The organism is Ereboglobus sp. PH5-10 (assembly GCF_029504735.1).
Taxonomy (GTDB): Bacteria; Verrucomicrobiota; Verrucomicrobiia; order Opitutales; family Opitutaceae; genus Ereboglobus.
The window spans coordinates 1-21,397 of record NZ_JAQFIP010000003.1 but is presented as its reverse complement, the minus strand read 5'-3'; the positions used below and the strand labels follow the sequence as shown (position 1 = coordinate 21,397).

The window sequence follows — 21,397 nt, the reverse complement described above, 5'->3', positions numbered from 1 at the left end:
ATGGCAAAAGGTTTTTGGCCGGATGATGGCGGAATATGGTGCAGACGGCGGTTTCGGCGAAACCGCCCTACCCAAAACACTCTCGCGCGCTGTTACGCTTTCATCACCAGCTTGTCGTCCTTCACGCTGAACTTCACTTCGGTGCCTTCGGTGATTTCGCCGGCGACCAGGGCGCGCGCGAGTTTGGTTTCGATTTCGCGCTGGAGATAACGCTTGAGCGGGCGCGCGCCGAAGACCGGGTCGTAACCGCGCTCGCCGATCCATTCTTTTGTCCGCTTGTCCATCGTCACGGTGACGCGGCGGTCGGTGAGGCGCTTGTTCAGGTCGGCCAGGAGGAGGTCAACGATGGCCGTGATTTCGTCGAGCGTGAGCGGCTTGAAGAGGATGGTTTCGTCGATGCGGTTCAGGAACTCGGGACGGAAACTTTTGCGCAGCTCGGTCATCACGCTTTCGCGGACGGATTCCGGGATGGTGTCGCCCGTGACGCCTTCGAGCAGGTGGCGGCTGCCGAGGTTCGAGGTCATGATGATGATCGTGTTCTTGAAATCCACGGTGCGGCCCTGGCTGTCGGTCACGCGGCCGTCGTCGAGGACTTGCAGAAGGACGTTGAAGACGTCGGGGTGCGCTTTTTCGATTTCGTCGAAGAGCACGACGGCGTAGGGCTTGCGGCGCACGGCCTCGGTGAGCTGGCCGCCTTCGTCGTAACCGACGTAGCCCGGGGGCGCGCCGATGAGGCGCGAGACGCTGTGCTTCTCCATGTATTCGGACATGTCGATGCGTATGACGGCGTCCTCGGTGTCGAAGAGGGTGGCGGCGAGTGTTTTGGCGAGTTCGGTTTTGCCGACGCCGGTGGGGCCGAGGAAGAGGAAGCTGCCGACGGGGCGGCGCGGGTCCTTGATGCCGGCGCGGGCGCGGAGGATGGCGTCGCTGACAAGGTCAACGGCCTCGTTCTGGCCGATGACGCGCCGGTGGAGCGTGTCGGCGAGGCGGAGGAGTTTTTCGCGCTCGCTTTCGACGAGGCGCGTGACGGGGATGCCGCTCCACTTGGCGACGATTTCGGCGACTTCCTCGGCGGAGACTTCCTGCTTGAAGAGCTCGGTCCTGGCCTCGGCTTTTTCGAGTTTCTTGAGTTCGTTTTCGAGTTGCGGAATTTTGCCGTGCTGGAGTTCGGCGAGTTTGTTGAGGTCGTAGGTGCGCTCGGCTTTTTCCATGGCCACGCGCGCGGCGTCGAGTTCCTCGCGGACTTTGCTCACGCGGGCGACGGCGGCTTTTTCCTTGTCCCATTTCGCTTTCAACGCGGCGGTTTCGGTGCGCGTGTCGGCGAGTTCCTTGCGGAGTGTTTCGAGGCGGCGTTTGCTGGCCTCGTCTTTTTCGAGCTTGAGGGCGGCTTCCTCGATTTCGAGCTGGAGGACGCGGCGCTGGAGGGCGTCGAGTTCCTGCGGGGCACTGTCCATTTCGGTGCGGATCATGGCGCAGGCTTCGTCGATGAGGTCGATGGCCTTGTCGGGGAGGAAGCGGTCGGAGATGTAGCGGTTGGAAAGGGTGACGGCGGAGACGAGGGCGTTGTCCTGGATGCGGACGCCGTGGTGGAGTTCGAAGCGTTCCTTCAGGCCGCGGAGAATGGAGATGGCGTCCTCGACGGAGGGCGGCTCGACAAGCACGGGCTGGAAGCGGCGCTCGAGGGCGGCGTCTTTTTCGATGTGCTTGCGGTATTCGTCGAGCGTGGTGGCGCCGATGCAGTGCAACTCGCCGCGCGCGAGCATGGGCTTGAGGAGGTTGCCGGCGTCCATGGCGCCCTCGGTTTTTCCGGCGCCGACGATGGTGTGGAGCTCGTCGATGAAGAGGAGCGTGCGGCCCTCGGACTTTTTGATTTCATTGAGGACGGCCTTGAGGCGTTCCTCGAATTCGCCGCGGTATTTCGCGCCGGCGATGAGCGCGCCCATGTCGAGCGCGAAAAGGGTTTTGTCCTTGAGGCCCTCGGGGACGTCGCCGCGCACGATGCGTTGCGCGAGGCCTTCGACGATGGCGGTTTTGCCGACGCCGGGTTCGCCGATAAGCACGGGGTTGTTTTTGGTTTTGCGCGAGAGGATGCGGATGGTGCGGCGGATTTCGTCGTCGCGACCGATGACGGGATCCATTTTTCCCTTGCGGGCCTGTGCGACGAGGTCGATGCCGTATTTTTCGAGCGCCTGGTAGGTGGATTCGGGGTTGTCGGTGGTGACGCGCTGGTTGCCGCGAATGTCGCGGAGTGTTTTCAGGACGGTGTCGCGGTCGAGTCCGAAGGACTTGAAATATTTCGCGAGCGCGGGCGGCTTGCCGACTTCGATGAGGCCGAGGAAGAGGTGCTCGACGCTGATGTATTCATCCTTGAGTTTTTTCGCCTCCTTTTCGGCGGCGATGAAGACTTCGTTAACAGCCTGGGTGATGTAGATTTTGGAGACGTCGATGTTGCCGGTGACGCGCGGGAGGCGGTCGAGCTCGCGCTCGGCGGCGAGCGTGAGGGCGCTGGTGGTGAGGCCGAGTTTTTCGACGAGGGCGGGCACAAGGCCGTTTTCCTGCCGGAGCAGGGCGTAAAGGAGATGCCACGCGTCGACTTCGTTGTGGCTGCGGTTGCGGGCTTCGTTTTGCGCGTCAGTGACCGCTTGGCGCGACATTGCGGTGAGTTTTTGAAAATCCATAATGCGAATGTTAACGCATAATGCGTGCCAATGCAAATGGGCGGGGCTTCGAGGGAGGCGTTGATTTGGTGTGTGCCGCCGTGCGTCAGAAGTGCGCGCGGCGGGGACGATTTGGCGCAGCGTTCGCGTTACTTCTAGTGTTACGTCAAAAGGCAAGGACCGAGGTGTTTTCTGGTCGGCATCCCACGGCATAGTTATGCTCTAAAGTGTCACCTGTCTTTCCGGATCATACCAGCTGAGAAGATAATTTTTTTACCAAAAAAGACCCAGCTAAAACCAGGGGCCAGCGCATCGACGCGGGGGGCATGGATCGAGTTTGAAAATGCGGAAAATAAGTGGTCCCCGCGCAACATAGTTTTCGGGCGGATGCGGAAACGCATTTTTTGCAAGGGTGGCCAAGGGTGCGACGCGCGCCAATCGACACGGCGCCGTTGACAGGTAATACGCAATCATCCATGTGAGCGGCCTCGTGTTTAACGTCCCCCAAAAACTTATGAAATACTTGCTTGCTATCATTATGCTCTCATTGGCCTGCGGCCTTTGTAAGGCTGGGACAACATCTGACAAGGCGCGGGAACTAAACAAACTGCTGGATCATTTGGGCTATGGCGAGTCGTTTTCACGATTGAGTGCGAGCGTTGTGCGGATCCAACGGCATGCCTACGCACAGGCAAATCTGCCTTCCGAAGTTTGGGATGATATCGAACGCGAGCTGCGTTCCGATGAGATCAGGAAAATATGCGCAAAGCTATATGACGAGGCGCTCACGCTTGAAGAGATTAAGGCGGCAAATGCGTTTTATGAAAGCGACCTAGGGCGAAGCTACGCAAGGAAAGTCAGTGAAGTCGGCGAGAGGGAATTCTATGCGGCGAGGGAATGGGCTGGAAAAAAAGTTGAGGCCGTCCTTCTGCGCTATCGGCAACAAGCGGCGAAGGCCTCCGAGGTGCCCACTCCGCTCCCCCACGTTTGGACCGATGAAAAAACGGGCGACAAAGTAGCGATTCTTCGTCTGCCAGCAGCCCCTGATTCGGAGACCATGCGCAATCAAGCGGGCGGTTTTATTGAAGGAGCGCTTAACAGCGGATACTTTATCCCTCAACGCGCAGGGGAAACCTCGTTCGCAGGCCTGCCGGCCTTGTCCATGCGAGGTCGCGCGGTCGCTGATGGCCGTGAGGGCACAGTAATCTTCACGATAGCGTTTGCGAAGGATTGCAGCTATTTAATTACAGCTATCTCCGAGAATGAGCCTTCAACCGCCACACAAGAGGCGGAGATCCTCGAGACAGCGGAACCCCGCGAGGAGTTGATTCCAGTTGTCAAGGAAATCGGATCGAAGCTCCGTGACAGCATCGGGGAGCTCGCCGAGGAGGCTAAAAAAATCGTGGCTGCCCGGCGTGTCACGAAATAGCCGGACGGGGTGGGGCGTGTTTGGTCACTTTGCCGTCGTGTTTTTCCAAAAAACAAAAGAGCGCAAACGACACCCCTGGGGAAACGACGGGGAGTATCCGATAGCGTTTAGCAGCTGATGTCGTTGATCAACTGCTCGAGCGTTGTGTAGCCTTCGAGGATATTGTGCGCGGTGGGCGACGCAGCGTCCCCAGCGTCGCCGGGCGTGTGGATTTTTCCTAATAGATCTCGCGAATGGTGTCTATGGAGAGGGAGTCGACCTTGTCCTTGATTGTCCCGGCGAAGGCGAGGAAGTGCGCGGATTTGTTGTGAAGGTCGATGGCCTCCTGGTTTTTCCAGACTTCAATAATGGTGTATTTGAGCGGGTTGGTGGTGTCCTGATGGAGAACGTAGGAGATGTTGCCCGCTTCCTTTCGGGTGCCGTCAACCACGGCGGTGAGGGCGTTGCGGACTTCGTCCTTGTTGGCCTCCTTGGCGACGAGCGTGGCAATGATTTTAAATTCACCTTTCTCCGTTTTGCAGCAGCCGGAAAAGCTGATTGAGAGGGCGCCTATGAAGGCGAGGAGAAGGATGCGGGTGGTTTTCATCGTTTTTTTGTTGTGATACTGATTTTTAAGTTTGGTTGAACCCCACTGTTGGTGGTTTGTCTTCTGTTTCTTAACATCTATGTTTTTACGGTCAATGACGGACGTTCGTGATTTTTCCAGTAGGCTTTGATCAGAGTGGCAACCCGGCTCCATCATGAGCGAGGCGCTCTTTACGGTTTTGCCGTGACCTCCGCGAGGCGTTGTTTGGCGTGGGCCTCGACCTCGGGGTGCTTCTTCATGTAGGCGGTGATTTCGTCGCGGATTTCCTTGATCGCCGCCTGTGTGTCGGGGTTCTTGAGCATGGCCTCGGCTGTGCGTATGCCGAGGTCGCGGCCCGCCATGACGTCGGTTGGGTAATGCACGCCGCCGAGCACGCGGCACCACATGGTTTCGCGGACTTGGGCGTCAAAAATCGGTTTGTATTCGGGGAATGCCGCGGAAAAGAGAGCGCCCCTGAACGCGCCGGTCGCTGAGTGTCCGCTGGGATAGGAGAGGTCCCTCGGTTTTTTCACACAAATGACAACTTCCTTGCTACGTTGGTAGGGGCGCGGGCGTTTCCAGATTTCCTTGCCGTTACCGATCATCCTGCTGCGGGTGGCGCGCAGTTCCTGCATGAGCGCCGTGGTGCGCGGGAAATTTTCCTTGGTGAAGCTCGGGCCGAAAGCCACCGCACCCATTTGCGTGGCGGAGTGGTTGTCGATGCGTTTTGCGCGGGCAATTTGCTCGGGGGTGCGGTCGCGCTGCAATTGGAGGATTGTTTCAAGGTCGGCCATGCCCGCGGGCGAATCATCGGCGGGGGGCGGCGGAACCAGTGAAAGCAGGTCCTCGGCGGTGCCGGTGTAATAATTCTTTTTGCCGGTCGCGCCGGGCTGGCCCGAAAGCCAGGGTGTGAGTGCGATTAAAAGGAGCAGGGTTGGAAACAAGTGTTTTTTCATGGGAAAGGTTTTTAAAATGCGGGAAAGGGATTGTTTTGTGCAACAAGTTTCAGGCGGCGGTCGGATTGCGCGCGGTCTCTTCGCGCGTTGCACAGCTTGTTTCGCAATCATTTCACACGCGTCCGCGGTTTGATTGCGCTATCCTGATATCAGGGGTGTGAGCGCCGCGATTTCATTCATGCGCGACGGCTCGCCAACGAGGTTGCGCATTTCGAGCGGGTCGTTTTCCAAATCGAAAAACAGCCACGGCGAGCCGTCCTCGTTGAGAATGAGTTTGCGCGCCGGCGTGCGCACGCCGCGCCACGCGCGCTCGCATTGGCGCGGCAGGCGCACCACGCTCGGCATCGAGATGAGCGCGTGCGTGAAATCGAGGCGCGGACTGCCTGGGCTGTTTTTCCCGAAGGCGGACCGGGTAGTTTCCTCCGCGAGGGAAAGCGTCATCGCCGGCAGGTCGATGAGCGAGACGGCGGCGTTGCTCAAAATCGATTCCGGCGCGAGGGTCGGGTGATTCACCAGCAGCGGCACGCGCACGCTTTCCTCGTGCGGCCAGCCTTTGCGGAACAGGCCGTGCGCGCCGTGCATGTCGCCATGCGCCGAGGTGAACACGATCAACGCGCCGGGATTTTTCGCGCGCGCCCCGGCGATGAGGCGGCCGACCGCCGTGTCAGTCGCCTCGATGTGCGCGTAATAACCGGCGAGTTCGCGACGCGCTTTTGATTCGGCTTCGCTCCCGGCCGGCACGTTTGCGGGCAGGATGAGCTGCTCCGGATTCGGCGCGACGGCGTTTGCCGCCGGCGCGTCGTAGGGCGGGTGGGGCGTCTCGAGGCTCACGATGCAAAACATCGGCGCGCGCGCCGGGTTTTCGCGTGCGGTTTCGCGCCCGCAAAAGTATTCCAGCGCGCGTTCGCAAAGCACGCCGCCTTGGTAACCGCGAAATTGTCGCGGCTCCGGCAGGCGCGTGCCGTGCAGCCACGGGTCGTTTAGCAAAAAGCCGCTTTCAAAACCCTCCCAAAAATCGAAGCCGCCGCGCGCGCCGGGCGGCACGATGGCGCGCGCGTGGGTCTCGCCGACGAGCGGCGCGCGCGGGTCGCGTTTCGACAAGTGCCATTTTCCAAAGAATGCCGTGGCGTAACCGCGCTCGCGCAGCGCGTGCGCGATGGTGCGGCTGCTCGCGGGCAGCGGATCGTAATAATCGCGAACGCCGTTTTCGGGCGAGGGAATGCCGGTGAGCATCGCGGCGCGCGCGAAGGGGCCGAAAGGGTGGGGCGTCACGGCTTGCGCGAAGTTGATTGTGCCCGGTTCGCGCGCGAGGGCGTCGAGGCGGGGCGTGCGCGATGGCGCGCGGAGATTCGGGTCGCCCGCGAAAGCAAATGCCTGCGCGCGCCATTGCGTGGTTACGATCCAGAGTATGTCGGGCGGGCGGCTCATGGCGCGGGAAAATTGCAAAGTGTGTCCTGCGCGGCAAGGATTCACATGCGGGCGAATATTGGGATTTGGATATTTCCTGAAATTGGGTCATTTGGTTTTTTTAACTTTTTTAATTTATGGCTCGAAGTGTCGTGTTGCGCGGGGTGCCCCGCTGTCCGCATTGCCAGATTGCGCCGCGCTGGTGCGTCTGCGAGGGCGCGCGCGCGGTCGCGCTGCCGTTCGCGCTCGATGTGCTGATGCACAACGGCGAGGTGTGGAAACCGACGAGCACGGGAAACCTCATTCGCCGCGTCGTGCCGGCGTCGCGCCGGATCGTTTGGCACAACCAGTGCCTGCCGCGCCGCGAGGATGTGGTTGGGAACGGCGGGGCGGACGCGCTGTGGATTTTGCACCCGCGCGGAGAGGCGCTTGAGGATGTGTTGCGCGACGGGCTTGACGGACTTGAACAACCGCAGGCCGGCGCCGGGGCGCTGAAAAATTTGCAGGTGCTTCTGATCGACGGCACCTGGTCGCAGTCCAACGAAATGCTTCGCCACGTTGATGGATGGGGGCGGAAGGTGCGCCTGCCGGTGTCGGCGTTGCGCGGCGAAAGCCGTTACTGGTTGCGCGCGCAGCACAGCGCGGGGCATTTTTCGACCATCGAGGCGCTGATCGCCTTGCTCAACGCGCTTGATTGCGCGAACGAGAGCGACACGATCCGCGGGCAATTTGAAATGCACGTCTACGCGAGCCTGCTCGCGCGCGGACACAAAACCCGCGCCGCGCAATTCCTCGCCGGATCGCCCATCGGGGCAAGCATGCCGGGGCTGGTGCGGAAGCTTCAACCGGCCCCGGCGCGGGATTGATTGGGGCAAGCGCGCCACCCAAGCATCCAAACCTGCGGGCAAGATGCCCGCGTTCCCGGGCGCATGCGTAGTTCGGTCAAATTTTTTGGATACCCCCTTGGGAAATTTGATCGCAATAAAACATTTTACCTCGCGCACTTTTCACTCATACAGTGTCCATTCCGTATTTTTTCCACCATATGAACACAACCATCACCGCTATCAATGCTCGTGAAATTATCGACTCCCGTGGCAACCCCACGGTTGAAGTTGATGTCGAACTCGCCTCCGGCATCGTCGGACGCGCCGCCGTTCCCTCCGGGGCCTCCACCGGCGAACACGAGGCGCTCGAACTTCGCGACGCCTCCGCTCCCGCCAAGTCGCTCCCCAAGGGCGTCAATGGCAAGACCCGCTTCGGCGGCAAGGGCGTGCTCGCCGCCGTCGGCAACGTCAAGGGCATCATCGCCCCCGCGCTCGTCGGCTACGACGTGACCGACCAGGTCGGCCTCGACCGCGCAATGCTCAAGCTCGACGGCACCAAGACCAAGTCGAAGCTCGGCGCCAACGCCATCCTCGGCGTCTCGATGGCAGCCGCCCACGCGGGCGCCGCCGCCGTCGGCCTCCCTCTCTACCGCTACCTCGGCGGCGTGAACGCAAAAGTTCTCCCCGTTCCGATGATGAACATCATGAACGGCGGCGCGCACTCCGACGCCCCGATCGACTTCCAGGAATTCATGATCCGCCCGGTCAATTTCCCGACCTTCTCCGAGGCGCTCCGCGCCGGTTGCGAAGTCTTCCACGCGCTCAAGAAAGTTCTCAAGAGCAAGGGTCTCTCCACCGCGGTCGGCGACGAGGGCGGCTTCGCCCCGAACCTCGCCTCCACGACCGACGCGCTCGACGCCATCGCCGCCGCCGTCAAGGCCGCCGGCTACAAGCTCGGCAAGGACATCATGCTCGCGCTCGACGTCGCCTCCTCCGAGTTCATCGACAAGAAGACCGGCAAATACGTCTTCAAAAAGAGCACCGGCCAGCAGTTCACCGGCGACGAGTTCGTGCAATACTACAAGGAGCTCACCTCCAAGTATCCGATCGACTCCATCGAGGACGGCTGCGCCGAGAACGACTGGAAGACCTGGAAAAAACTCACCGACGCCATCGGCGACAAGGTGCAGCTCGTCGGCGACGACCTCTTCGTCACCAACGTGGACTTCCTCCGCAAGGGCATCGAGCAGGGCGTCGCCAACTCGATCCTCGTCAAGGTCAACCAAATCGGTTCGCTCACGGAAACCTTCGACGCCGTTGAAATGGCGCACAAGGCCGCCTACACCGCCGTCATCTCGCACCGCTCCGGCGAAACCGAGGACGCGACGATCGCGGACATCGCCGTCGCGACCAACGCCGGCCAGATCAAGACCGGCAGCGCGAGCCGCACGGACCGCATCGCCAAATACAACCAGCTCCTCCGCATCGAGCAGGAGCTCGGCTCCAAGGCGATCTACGCCGGCACGCTGTAAGGCGAACCGCCAACAACAGGGACAGCCGGCGAAATAAAGTAAACTGGCTGTTCAATCACTCATCCGCGAAAAGCCGGACCTGATTCAGGTCCGGCTTTTTTTGCGAACGGATAAGTTGTGTGCCGCCATATGCCTGTATTGTGTTTGCATGCATTTATGTTTTGTTTGCTGTAAAATATATTTTATTGGAAATCATAAGGTTGACTCTTTTTAATAATTTATTGCAAAAGGTGCTTTTTTAAGGAAAAGGTAATTTTCCCGTAAAAAAATTATCCAATTTTTTCTCTTTTTTTATCATTTTAGTGAAGCCTGTGACAGTGACATTTGCATTGCCGATAGAGCCCTGGCTGTTGTGCCAACTGGCGGTGATTTCGATTTAACCCCACACCAATTTTAATGAATGCAAAAAACGGTTTAGCCCAACTCGCCCGCAGCCTTGCCGACATTTTTCCCGGCACGAGCAAGCCTGCGCAAACACCCAACCGCCACCACCTCATGCATAACACCCGCCCATCATTGCAAGCGCGCGATTTCCCGCGCACCATCCGCACGTTTGCGGTTTTTCTGGCTTCTGTCCTATCCCTGCAAGAGATTCGCGCCGGCGCCGATGGCACGGTGTCGGGCACTAATAATACGCGCGTCACGCTCAATTACATATGGGGCACCAATGATGGCTCTGCTTCGGTTTACCCATTAACTATTGTCAGCTCAGGCGCCAAGGGTGTCGTCTTTGATACTCGGGTAACATTGTTGGACTTGGATCACGCGAGACAAACCAATGTTCAACTGCTGCTCGTAGGTTCCGGAACGTCGGTTCGTCTGCTGGGAGGGCGTGCCGGCTCCATAACGGGAACAAACCAAGGATTTAATCATGCCACAATAACTTTTAGCGATGATGCATCGTCCTATTTTTCCTATGGCAGCAACATTACTTCAGGCACATATAAGCCTACACAGCTAACTAGCGGCGATACTCACACTTTTCCAGGAAATCCGGCCGCCACACCCTATGGCACAACATTATCAGTATTCCGCGGGCTTAATGCCAACAACACATGGCATCTTTACGCAGCCGATACTGTTGTCGCTACCGCTGGTTCACTCCAAGGCTGGAAGATCGAAATCGACTACAAATACAAGTTCAAATGGACTGGCACCGGGGCGGACGACATGCTGACCACGGCGAAAAACTGGGACGATGACATTTCACCCATCAGCGATGCCCAGATCGAACTCACTTTCGCGGGTCACGATCGCCTCACCCCCACTATGAGTTCCACCAACATGCGCTTCACGAGCATCGCCTTCGATTCGACGGCCGGGGCTTTTGTTCTCAAGGGCGACGGCCAGTATAGCCTCGACGAGGGCATCATCAACAACAACACCGTCGCGAAGCAGACAATCACAAACAGGATCAACATCGTTTCGGCTGCGCTGGGAATCGAGGGTGTGCAGAACAGCACCACCGAGCTCAGCGGCGTTATCAGCAGCAATGGCGCCGCGCCGCTTTACAAGGGCGGCGAGGGCTTGGTCATGCTTACCGGCAGCAACACCTACACCGGCAACACGATAATCGGCGGCGGCGCGTTGCAACTCGGCAACGGCGGCGCGACCGGCTCGGTCAACGGCGACATCCAGATATACGATGGGAGCAACCTCGTGATCAAGCGCTCCGACAATTACATCTATAATGGCGGCATCAGTGGCGCGGGCAGCTTGTCGCAACTCACGCAAGACGGATCGGGCGCGTTCACGCTCACCCGCGCCGGTTCGGCCGTGGGCATTGTCAATGTCTACAACGGCGCCATGCAGTTTGCCCAAAACGGCGCGTTCAACGCCATCACCTCATACGACACGTATGCCGGCGCCGCTACGCGCATCAGCGGTTCCTCGAAGCTCGCCACCGGCGCGTTCCGGCAAGCCGCCGGCTCGACGCTCGACCTGACAATAACATCCTCCAACCCGATCATCACCGCGACGACGGCCACCCTTTCGGGCACGCTGAAAGTTTCCGATTATTGGGGTGCCACCTCCGGCTCCGCGAGCGGCCTGGCGGCGAGCATTTCAACAATCATCCGCACCGAAAACGGCATAACCGGACGCTTTTCCGAAATGATACCGGGCGGGTTTCAGCCGGGTGTTAACTACATCACGCTTCAGCACGGAGTGTCAGCCGACACCAAGGACTATCAGCTTCGCTACGGCCTCGCGTGGTATGACCCCGATCTTGCCGTCGCGCACGGCGCCTTCAACATCGCCTCGGGCACGGGCTTTCTGGTGGACGTTGCGCTCAACGACCGCGCCGAGTCGATCACCTCCGGCTGGGACGGAAAATCGCTCACCAAACTCGGCGACGGCTCGCTCACCCTCAGCGCGAGCAACAACTACAGCGGCACGACCATCGTCAACGGCGGCACGTTGGCCATCACCGGCTGGACCGGCGGCAACGCCGCCGGTTACATCGGCCAAGCCGGCATGAACGGCACCGCCATCGTCAGCGACACCGGTTATTGGGGTGTGCTCGGTGATTTGCGTGTCGGCGCGGACGGCGACGGCGTGTTGGAAGTCACCGGCAAAGTTGACACCGATTACATGGGCATTGCCCGGGAAAGCGGCGCGACCGGCTTGGTGCGCGTCAGCGGCACCGGGCGCGTGGTTGTGGCCGACACGATTGATGTCGGCGCCTATGGCGGCAGTGGCACGCTCGCCATTGCCGGCAGCGGCACGGTCACTTCCGGCGAAATTTATATCCACGCCAACAACCACGTCGCCATTGCCGGCCAGGGCTGGCTGGGCGGCGGCTATCTATACAACACCGGCAATCTCACCATTGATGGAACCGGCAATGCAGGCATCGCCGGCAACTATCACCAAGCTTCCGGAGCCATGCTCGCCATCAGCGACCACGGCCTCGTCACCGTCGGCGGCACCTACTTCCAAAACGCCAACTCCACGCTGGAACTCACCGTGGAAGACCATCGCGGACGGAACGACGCCTTCATCACCGCGAACAGCGCGACCGTCGGCGGCACGATCACCGTGACCGGCTTCGGCGTGGGCACGGATTTTGACACCGCACAGAAGGTGCTCGACCACGACACGCAAGTGCTCATCCAAACAACCGGCGGCATCAGTGGAGTGTTTGCCAGCAGCACCCTCGTCGGCTTCGACCACGAAAGCCTGCCCGATTATCTTTACGGCGGCATCTACAAGAGCGCCGACTCAAAACAATACCTCGCCGGCATCGACCTCTCGTGGTTTGGCAACGCGATCCGCGGCCACGGCAACTTCACCATCGACACTGGCACGAGCTTCAACATGGACGTGCCCCTCACCGACCAGAATAACGGTCCCTACACCACCAGCGGCTGGGACGGCAAATCGCTGACGGTCACCGCCAGCAACAGCGGCACGCTCATCCTCAGCGCGAGCAACAGTTACACGGGCACGACCACCGTCAACGGCGGCGCGCTCAACATCACCGGCTGGACGGGCAGCAACACTGCCGGCCTCATCGGTTTCGGTTCGGCGACCGACAGTGGCACGGTCAACGTCAGCGGCTACTGGCAAATAAATGCGAACGGCTCCTGGGATAACTCCCTCATGATCGGCGGCACTGGCTCCGGTGTTCTCAACATCACCTCCGGCGGCACCGTTGCCACCAGAGGCTTGGGCGTCCTCGGCTACACCGCCAATGGAAGCGGCACGGCCAATGTCAATGGACTCTGGCTTTACGAAAACATGTATGTCGGCGGTTATAGCGGCAACGGCGCCCTCAACATTGCAGCTGGCGGCACCGTCAGCGGCGACTATACCTCCATTGGTTACTCGGCAAGCGGCAGCGCCACAGTCAGCGGCTTGCTGGAGGCTAACTCACTTATGTATATCGGCTACTTTAGTGGAGGCGTCCTTACCGTGCAAGATAGCGGCACCGTCCTCGTCGGCGACATCGGCATCGGCGGGATGGGCAGCGGCACTGTTCTGATCAGTGATAACGGCATGTTCCGAAGCGCCACCAATTTCCTTTTCGATATGTGGAACAACGACACCGCCAATCTGCTCGACATCCGCGACCACGGCCTCGTCACCGTCGGCGGCACCTACTTCCAAAACGCCAACTCCACGCTGGAACTCACCGTGGAAGACCATCGCGGACGGAACGACGCCTTCATCACCGCGAACAGCGCGACCGTCGGCGGCACGATCACCGTGACCGGCTTCGGCGTGGGCACGGATTTTGACACCGCGCAGAAGGTGCTCGACCACGACACGCAAGTGCTCATCCAAACAACCGGCGGCATCAGTGGAGTGTTTGCCAGCAGCACCCTCGTCGGCTTCGACCACGAAAGCCTGCCCGATTATCTCTACGGCGGCATCTACAAGAGCGCCGACTCAAAACAATACCTCGCCGGCATCGACCTCTCGTGGTTTGGCAACGCGATCCGCGGCCACGGCAACTTCACCATCGACACCGGCACGAGCTTCAACATGGACGTGCCCCTCACCGACCAGAATAACGGTCCCTACACCACCAGCGGCTGGGACGGCAAATCGCTGACGGTCACCGCCAGCAACAGCGGCACGCTCATCCTCAGTGCGAGCAACAGCTACACGGGCACGACCTTCGTCAACGGCGGCGTGCTCGCCGTCACCGGCTGGACGGGCAGCACCGCGCAAGTCGTCATCGGCGGCAGCGCCGGCACGAGCGGCACGCTCAATGTCAGCGACACCGGCGTCTTGATTTCGGCCACGAGCATCCTTGTAGGAGACAGCGGTTCCGGCGTGCTGAATATCGCCGAGTCCGGCACGGTCAAAAGCGCCGGTCTTAACATCGGCCATGCCGCCAACTCCTCCGGCAGTGTGACTGTCGCGGGTTTGCTGGATGCCGGCGCATCCGCGTCGATTGTTAATATTGGAATCGCGGGCTCCGGCGTGCTGACTGTCGAGCGGACAGGCACGTTCTTGAGCAACAACACGCAAACCTATGTTGGCGGCACCGCCAACATAGCCGGCCTGTGGCGCGACGGAAGCGAGATTTGGCTGAACGACTCCGGCGCGATCAACATCGCCTCGACCGGCACCATCATCACCGACGCGTATTTCCGCGTAAACAACGCCGGCAACCAAATGCTGACCGTGAATCTCGACATGGATCGCGACACCGCGTATGTGATTGCGGATGGCTATCTGTTGTTGCCGGGCATAGGCGGCGGCAACGGTTCGCTCACTGTGAGCGATTACATCCTCGCGGGCGACATCGCCGACACCGTCAAGGCGAGCGAATTGGGTGCCACCCAAAAACTCATCCTGCACGCCACCAACGGCACGATTCTGGGCGATTTCGCCGATGTCACCATCAACGGCTCCGGCTTCGACACCGCCGGCCTGGCCGATTACCTCTACGGCGGGAGATTCATCACGGACGACAAGAAAGACTATTACGTCGGCTACTTCCTGCGCTGGTATACCGGCACCACCAGCGCGTCCGGCACCTTCACCGTCGGTGCCGGCGGGACATTTGAAATCGACGCGCTGCCCGACTTTAGCGGCACCGCCGGCGTGGGCCTGGTTGACCGGACTACCAGCGTCGCGCCCGGCTGGGACGGCAAATCGCTCACCAAGCTCGGCGAGGGCACGCTCATCCTCAGCGCGAGCAACAACTACACGGGCACGACCACCGTCAACGGCGGCGTGCTTGATGTGACTGGAGTCGTCAGCAATACCAATGTCTTGCGCATCGGCACGGCGGCCGGCACGAGCGGCACGGTCAACGTCAGCGGCACATGGATCAGCAACCAAGGCTCCGGCGACACCGTGAAAGTGGGATCGGACACGGGCAACGGCGCCGGCACATTGGTCATCGAGCAGGACGGCTATTTCTATAACAATCGCACCCAGGCCATCCGGGTCAACCAACGGGGCGTCCTCACCATCGAGGACGGTGGTTGGTTGCGAAACCGCAATCATCTGGACGTGTGGGCCGGCGGCGTGCTCAACGTGCTGGCTGGCGGCACCTACACTGGCGAACGGTTGCGCGCCAACGGCACCGTGAACGTGGGCGGCTACTTCAGCGCAACCATCAGCAGCATCGCCATCGGTTTCGAGTCAAACCAAAGCACCGGCGTTATCAACATCGCGGAAACCGGCACGTTCGACGGCTCCGCGAACGCGACCTTTGGCGACACGGCGTCCAACACGGGTATCGGCAACATCGCCGGCCTGTGGAAGACCGGCACCGATTTTATTGTCGGCAACAGCGGCACCGGCATCGTCGCCGTCACAGGCACGGGACGGCTGGAGGCGGGGCGCGACATTGTCATCGCCAGAAACAGCGGCGCCAGCGGCAGCCTCACGGTCGGCGGCACCGCCGTCGTCACGGCGGTTAGACTTCTGCGCAACGGCAACAACGGCGCCGGCACCCTGTCAATCAGCGACAGCGGCACCGTTGGCGTTGGCACCACGTATGTGCAAAATGCCAATTCCACGCTGAACCTCGCGCTCAGCGGCACCCTTGGTCAACGCGGCGCGTTTATCACGGCCCCAACCGCCACGGTTGGCGGCACGCTGAGCGTCGCCACCACAAGCACCGCCAGCGGGACAATGGCGAGCGAGCTCGACGCCAACCACCAGGTGCTCATCCACACCACCGGCGGCATCACCGGTGATTTTGCGGAAAGGATAATCACCGGTGGCGCGAGCACGCACGACTTCCTGGTGTTCGACGCCTACAAGAACAACAACGACTACATCCTTGCCTCGCGACTCGCCTGGCTCAGCGGCACGCTTCAGTCGCACGGCAACTTCACCCTGGGCGCGGACGAAGTGTTTAACGTTGACGTGTCCCTCGGCAACGCCACCGGGCACGCCGCCGGCGCAAACGCCCCCGCCTGGGACGGCAAGTCGCTGACGGTCACCGCCGCCAACAGCGGCACGCTCATCCTCAGCGCGAGCAACAGCTACACGGGCGGCGTTTATATTCGCAATGGCGTGCTCGCCGCCGCCACCGGCACAAACGCCGGTTGGGCGCTCGGCTCCGGCGCGAAGGCCGTTTATTACGACGGCGCCGCAGGCTCGGACGCGACCCTCCTCTTCACTTCCAGCGGCACCATGACGCAGCGCCAGGTCGTTTCCCCCGGAGCCAACGCCACGCTTGAGGCGGCCCCCGGCGTGAGCCTCACCGTGACGACTCCGCCTCTTGCCACCAACGGCGTCGCGGTTTACGTGGATGCCGGCGGCACCTTTGGCATCACCGGCGACATTACCTTCAAAGGCAACTACGGCACCTCCACCAGCGCCACCGGCGCCGTCATCTACAACGCCGGCTCACTCGAAGCCACCGGCGCGGTTTTTGCCAGCAACACCACCATTGGTTATGCCGGCGCCATCTACAACACCGGCACCATGGCCCTCGCATCGGGCACCATTGAGAACAACCGCTCGGGCCTCTCCGGCGGCGCGATTTACAACACCGGCGTGTTCACCGGCTCCGCCCTGCTTTTGTCCAGCAATACTGCCGGCCCCGGCGGCGGCATTTATGCCGGGGCCGTTTACAACAAAGGCTCCGTGACGCTGCTATCGAGCACCTTCACAGGCAATGTCTCCCAGTCCAACGGCGGCGCCATGGCCAACACCGGTGGCGGCACCTTTACCGGCACGGATGTCGTCTTCACTGACAACACCGCCAGCGCCGGCGGTGCCATCTACAACCAAGATGGCGGCACCCTCGTGCTGAACGGCGGCACGTTTTCCGGCAATATCGCGTCCAGCGGCGGCGGAGCCATTCACAACGAAAGCACCGGAGGCGCGCTTCGTGGTTCGAACCTCGTCTTTGTCAACAACCGCGGCGGGCAATACGGCGGTGCGATCAACAATGACAACGGAGGTGCCGCATTGGTTTTGGTTTCGAGCACTTTCACCGGCAATCGCACGAGCACGACAACTCAACGCGGCGGAGCCATCCGCACCAGGGCGACAATCACGGGCACCAGCCTTTATTTCTCCAGCAACACCGCATACAGCGGCGGCGCGCTTTACAGTGACGCGTCAACCACCCAAGCCGACACCCTAGTTTCCAGCACCTTTATCGACAATTATGCCTCCCAGGGCGGCGGCGCCATTCGCACATCCAAGGTGCTCACCGGCACGGCGCTTGTTTTCACAAGCAACACGGCCGGCACCGACGGCGGGGCGATTAACAACTCGGATCGCCTGCTCGTCCTTGAGTCGAGCACGTTCACGGGTAATTACGCCACGAAGCATGGCGGTGCCATTCTTGCCGGCGGCACCCTAACAGGCTCCAATCTCGTGTTCACCGACAACTACTCCGGCACCTACGGCGGCGCCATCCGTTCCAACAGCGCGCTCCTCATCGAATCCAGCACATTCACGGGAAATTATGCCGCCCAGTTTGGCGGCGCCGTCTATGCCTCCGGCACCTTTGCCGGCGCCGGGCTCTTCTTTGATAGCAACACCGCCGCAAGGTATGGCGGCGCCATTCTTGCGAATCTTTCAAGCGTCATCGTCCTGAATTCGAGCACGTTCGAGGGCAACCATGCTGGCGAATACGGCGGCGTCATCTTCAATTACAACAGCCCGGTTTCCGGCACGAATCTGCTCTTCGCAAGCAACACCGCCGTGGCGGATGGCGGCGCCATTTTCGATTACTATTATGGAAGCACAGGAAGCATCATCCTAACCTCGGCAACCTTCTCCGGCAATTACGCCGGCTCCGCCGGCGGGGCTGTCGCGAGCCAAGGCATTTTCGGCGGCACCAATCTCGTCTTCACCAGCAACACCGCGGTTGTCGGGGGCGGCGCGATTTACCATAGCGGCGCCGCCAGCGTGAACATCACCACGGGCACCTTTGCGGACAATTATGCCGAAAGCTCTGGCGGCGCGATCTACAACACGACCGGCACCGTCACCGGCACCAATCTCGTCTTCACCAGCAACACCGCGCTCACCGGCGACGGCGGCGCGATCTACAACGTGTCATCGGGCATCATCAACATCACCTCGGGAACCTTTGAAAACAACTACGCCGGAAATTCCGGTGGCGCGATTTACTCGGACACCAACGCCCCGCTCGCGCTTGAAGTCAGCGCGATGTCCATGAGCGGCAATCAGGCCGTCGCCTCCGGCGGTGCGATCTATAGCGGCACCAGCTTCACGCTCGAACTCGCCGCCGGCGGAGTCTTCACCGCCACCAACAACACCGCTGCCGACGACGCTTCGGGTGGCTTCCTTTACGCAAACAGCGGCGGCATGACCTTCGACATCGGTGCAAACGCCACCGCGCAAATCGGCGACGCCAACTCCATCGCCGCCGCGGCCGACGGCATCGCGTCGGCGGGCGGCACGATCGCGCTGACCAAAACCGGAGCCGGCACCCTCACGCTCTGGGCGAACAACACCTACACGGGCACGACTTTCGTGAACGCCGGCCTGCTCAGCCTGCGCGGTTACCTGGCGAGCGCGCACACAATCGTCGCAGCCAACTCCACCCTGGGCGGCACCGGCACGGCGGCGGGCAACGTGACGATCCTCTCCCATGGCCATCTCTCACCCGGCGCGAGCCCGGGCCTGCTCACAATCCTGGGCAACCTCACCCTCAACGACAACGCGCAGCTCGACTGGGAGCTCGGCGCGCGCACCGATCCCGGCCACATCTACCAAAGCGGGACGAACGACCTCGTGGTCGTCGGAGGCAACGTGACGGCCTCGGGCACGAGCTACGTGAACATCACCACAACGGCGACCCTGACCAAGGGCGAGTATGACCTGATTAAATACACCGGCACGCTCGGCGGCGATTCGACCAACTTCGCCATCGGCACGATCAGCGGCGACGCCGACACCAACCTCGCCAAATACCGCATCGTCACCAGCGAAACGAACTGGATCAAGCTTGCCTACGATCTCGGCGGCTACGCGATCTGGGACGGCGCGGACAAGGATCTTTGGGGCAACGGCGTGGCGAACGGAGGCAATGGCACGTGGTATGCGCCCGGGCAGCTCTCGGGCACACACACCGCGTGGACGGGCACCGACGGCAACTCCAACGGCGAGTGGGAGCAGGGCGGGTTCGCAATCTTCAAGGGCGTTTCGGGCACGGTCACCGTCGTCAACTCCGGCACCACCATCGAACTTTCCGGCGCGCAGTTCCGCACCGGCGGCTATCTCCTTGCCGGCGGCACGCTCACGACAAGCGGCAGCGACGCGAACATCATCCTGCGCGTTGACGACGAGGATTACCAAACGCCCGGCCTGCTCGTGACGACCACCATTGCGACAACAATCACCGGCACGCACGGCGTCGAAAAAACCGGCGGTGGCACGCTCGTTCTTTCCGGCTCAAACGACTACGAAGGTTCCACGCTTATCAAGACCGGCACGCTGGTGATGGCAAACGAGCACGCCATCAGTGTGAGCACCGCGACCGTCGCCGCCGGCGCGACCCTGCGCGTCGCCACCGGCAGCATGACCTGGAGCAACACCCTCGCCGGCGAAGGTCTCCTTGAAATCGATCTCGTATCGCCTGATGCCGCCTTCTCCTTCAGCCCTTCAGCCTTCAGCCCTTCAGTCTTTTTCTCAGGAACCGCCAGGTTCCTGAAAAGCGCCTTCACGCTCAACAACAACGCGCTCGCCGGCGCCGATGTGATCCTCGGCGCGAACAACACAACCACCGTGGCCACCGGCACGCAGCAACTCGGCAACCTGACCATCGACGGCGGCGCGCTTTTCTTCACCCACGCGAGCGGCACGCAAGCCGAGGGCATCATCCGCACGGGCACGCTCGACGCCATCAGCGGCACGGTCACAGTCACCTCGACTTATAGCGGAAGCACGGGCCTGTTCGCCAAGCCGCTCCTGCAACAGGACGAAGCCCACCGCATACTGCTCATTGAGGCGATTGCGCTGAGTAACACCAACCTCACGCTCGCCGGCGGCACGACCGCGAGCGCCGCCATCAAGAACGCCGCATCAGTCACGACCGCGACGGCGACCTACGCGCAAACGCTCGATTACACCAACGGCCTCTCGATCACCTACGAACTCACGCAGCTCGAGCTCCTCGCGAACGAAACCACAACCCTCTCCGGCGACGCCGGGCCGCCCGCCGGCGGCGCGGAACTGCACGCGCTGATCACCGGCGCGGGCAACCTGCAAATCGACGCCACCCGCGCGATCACGCTCAACAACACCGCCAACACCCACACCGGCACGACCCTCGTAAACACCGGCACGCTCATCAGCGGCACGAGCAACGCGCTCGGCAACACGTCCTACCTGGCAATCACGAGCACCGCGGCCTACGACCTCAACGGCCACACGCAAACAATCGCCAACGGCGCGCGCATCGACGGCGCGCTGCACGGCACCGGCAGTCTCGGCCTCGGCGGCCAGGCAACAATCACCAGCGCCAACGCCGCCTTCGCCGCCAACGTCGGCGTGACCGGCACGACGACCATCGCCAGCACGCAAGCCCTCGGCACGACCACCGGCACCATCGCCATCGCCGCAAACGCCGCCCTGCAAACCGCGAGCGCCACCGGCACCTTCGCCAAAACCCTTTCCGGCTCCGGTGTGTTCGCCTTGCAAAACACCTCCAGCATCGCGCTCACCGCCACAAACGCGGCCTTCAGCGGCAGCTTTGTCATTGCGCCCGCAAGCGCGCTGCGCGTCACCACGACCGCGAACCTCGGCACCGCGGCAATCGTTGACGACGGCCTGTTCACCATGGCCAACGCCGCCGCCGAAACCCTCGGCAACGCGCTCACCGGCACGGGAACCCTTGCAAAGGACGCCGCCGGCAACCTGACGATCAGCCGCTCCAACGCCTTCACCGGCGAGACCATTGTCAGCGCCGGCACGCTCACGCTCGCCGATCTCGGCGGCCTCGGTAGCAGTGCCGTCATCAACAACGCCGTCCTCGAGCTCGCCGGCACGGGCACCTTTGCCAACAACATCACCGGCACCGGCACGACCGCGGTCACCGGCGCGGGCGTGAACCTCACCGGCACC

The 21,397-nt window shown here is 61.4% G+C and carries 9 protein-coding genes; 4 read left to right on the top strand and 5 right to left on the bottom strand.

The window, feature by feature from the left end; genetic code table 11:
* Positions 1-92 precede the first annotated feature (92 nt).
* Both clpB and M2447_RS03490 read right to left on the bottom strand, forming a co-directional pair.
* Complete coding sequence (gene clpB / locus M2447_RS03495; RefSeq protein ID WP_343215363.1) at positions 93-2,678, bottom strand: ATP-dependent chaperone ClpB; 2,586 nt, start codon at positions 2,676-2,678, stop codon at positions 93-95.
* Positions 2,679-2,887: 209 nt separating this feature from the next.
* Positions 2,888-3,058, bottom strand: coding sequence for a hypothetical protein (locus tag M2447_RS03490; RefSeq protein WP_277557416.1), 171 nt, complete (start codon positions 3,056-3,058; stop codon positions 2,888-2,890).
* A gap of 113 nt (positions 3,059-3,171) precedes the next feature.
* Here M2447_RS03490 and M2447_RS03485 point away from each other — a divergent pair, with 113 nt between their 5' ends.
* Positions 3,172-4,086, top strand: coding sequence for a DUF2059 domain-containing protein (locus M2447_RS03485; RefSeq protein WP_277557415.1), 915 nt, complete (start codon positions 3,172-3,174; stop codon positions 4,084-4,086).
* A 217-nt stretch (positions 4,087-4,303) separates the two neighbouring features.
* Here the strand turns inward: M2447_RS03485 and M2447_RS03480 are convergent, their stop codons facing one another.
* The 3 genes from M2447_RS03480 to M2447_RS03470 form a co-directional block, all read right to left on the bottom strand.
* Positions 4,304-4,672: a putative quinol monooxygenase gene (locus M2447_RS03480; RefSeq protein WP_277510653.1), complete on the bottom strand. Its 369-nt coding sequence runs from the start codon at positions 4,670-4,672 to the stop codon at positions 4,304-4,306.
* Positions 4,673-4,842: 170 nt separating this feature from the next.
* Positions 4,843-5,607, bottom strand: a complete 765-nt coding sequence (locus M2447_RS03475; protein ID WP_277557414.1) for a phosphatase PAP2 family protein — start codon at positions 5,605-5,607, stop codon at positions 4,843-4,845.
* Positions 5,608-5,745: 138 nt separating this feature from the next.
* Positions 5,746-7,035, bottom strand: coding sequence for a sulfatase-like hydrolase/transferase (locus M2447_RS03470; protein WP_277557413.1), 1,290 nt, complete (start codon positions 7,033-7,035; stop codon positions 5,746-5,748).
* A gap of 116 nt (positions 7,036-7,151) precedes the next feature.
* On the opposite strand from M2447_RS03470, the gene M2447_RS03465 reads away from it, so the two are divergent.
* The 3 genes from M2447_RS03465 to M2447_RS03455 form a co-directional block, all read left to right on the top strand.
* On the top strand, positions 7,152-7,880 hold the full coding sequence (locus M2447_RS03465; RefSeq protein ID WP_277557412.1) for a tRNA-uridine aminocarboxypropyltransferase: 729 nt from the start codon (positions 7,152-7,154) through the stop codon (positions 7,878-7,880).
* Positions 7,881-8,059: 179 nt separating this feature from the next.
* Positions 8,060-9,373, top strand: coding sequence for a phosphopyruvate hydratase (gene eno, locus M2447_RS03460; protein WP_277510657.1), 1,314 nt, complete (start codon positions 8,060-8,062; stop codon positions 9,371-9,373).
* A 396-nt stretch (positions 9,374-9,769) separates the two neighbouring features.
* Positions 9,770-21,397, top strand: an 11,628-nt coding sequence (locus M2447_RS03455) for an autotransporter-associated beta strand repeat-containing protein (protein WP_277557411.1), incomplete at its 3' end; no start/stop codon positions are given.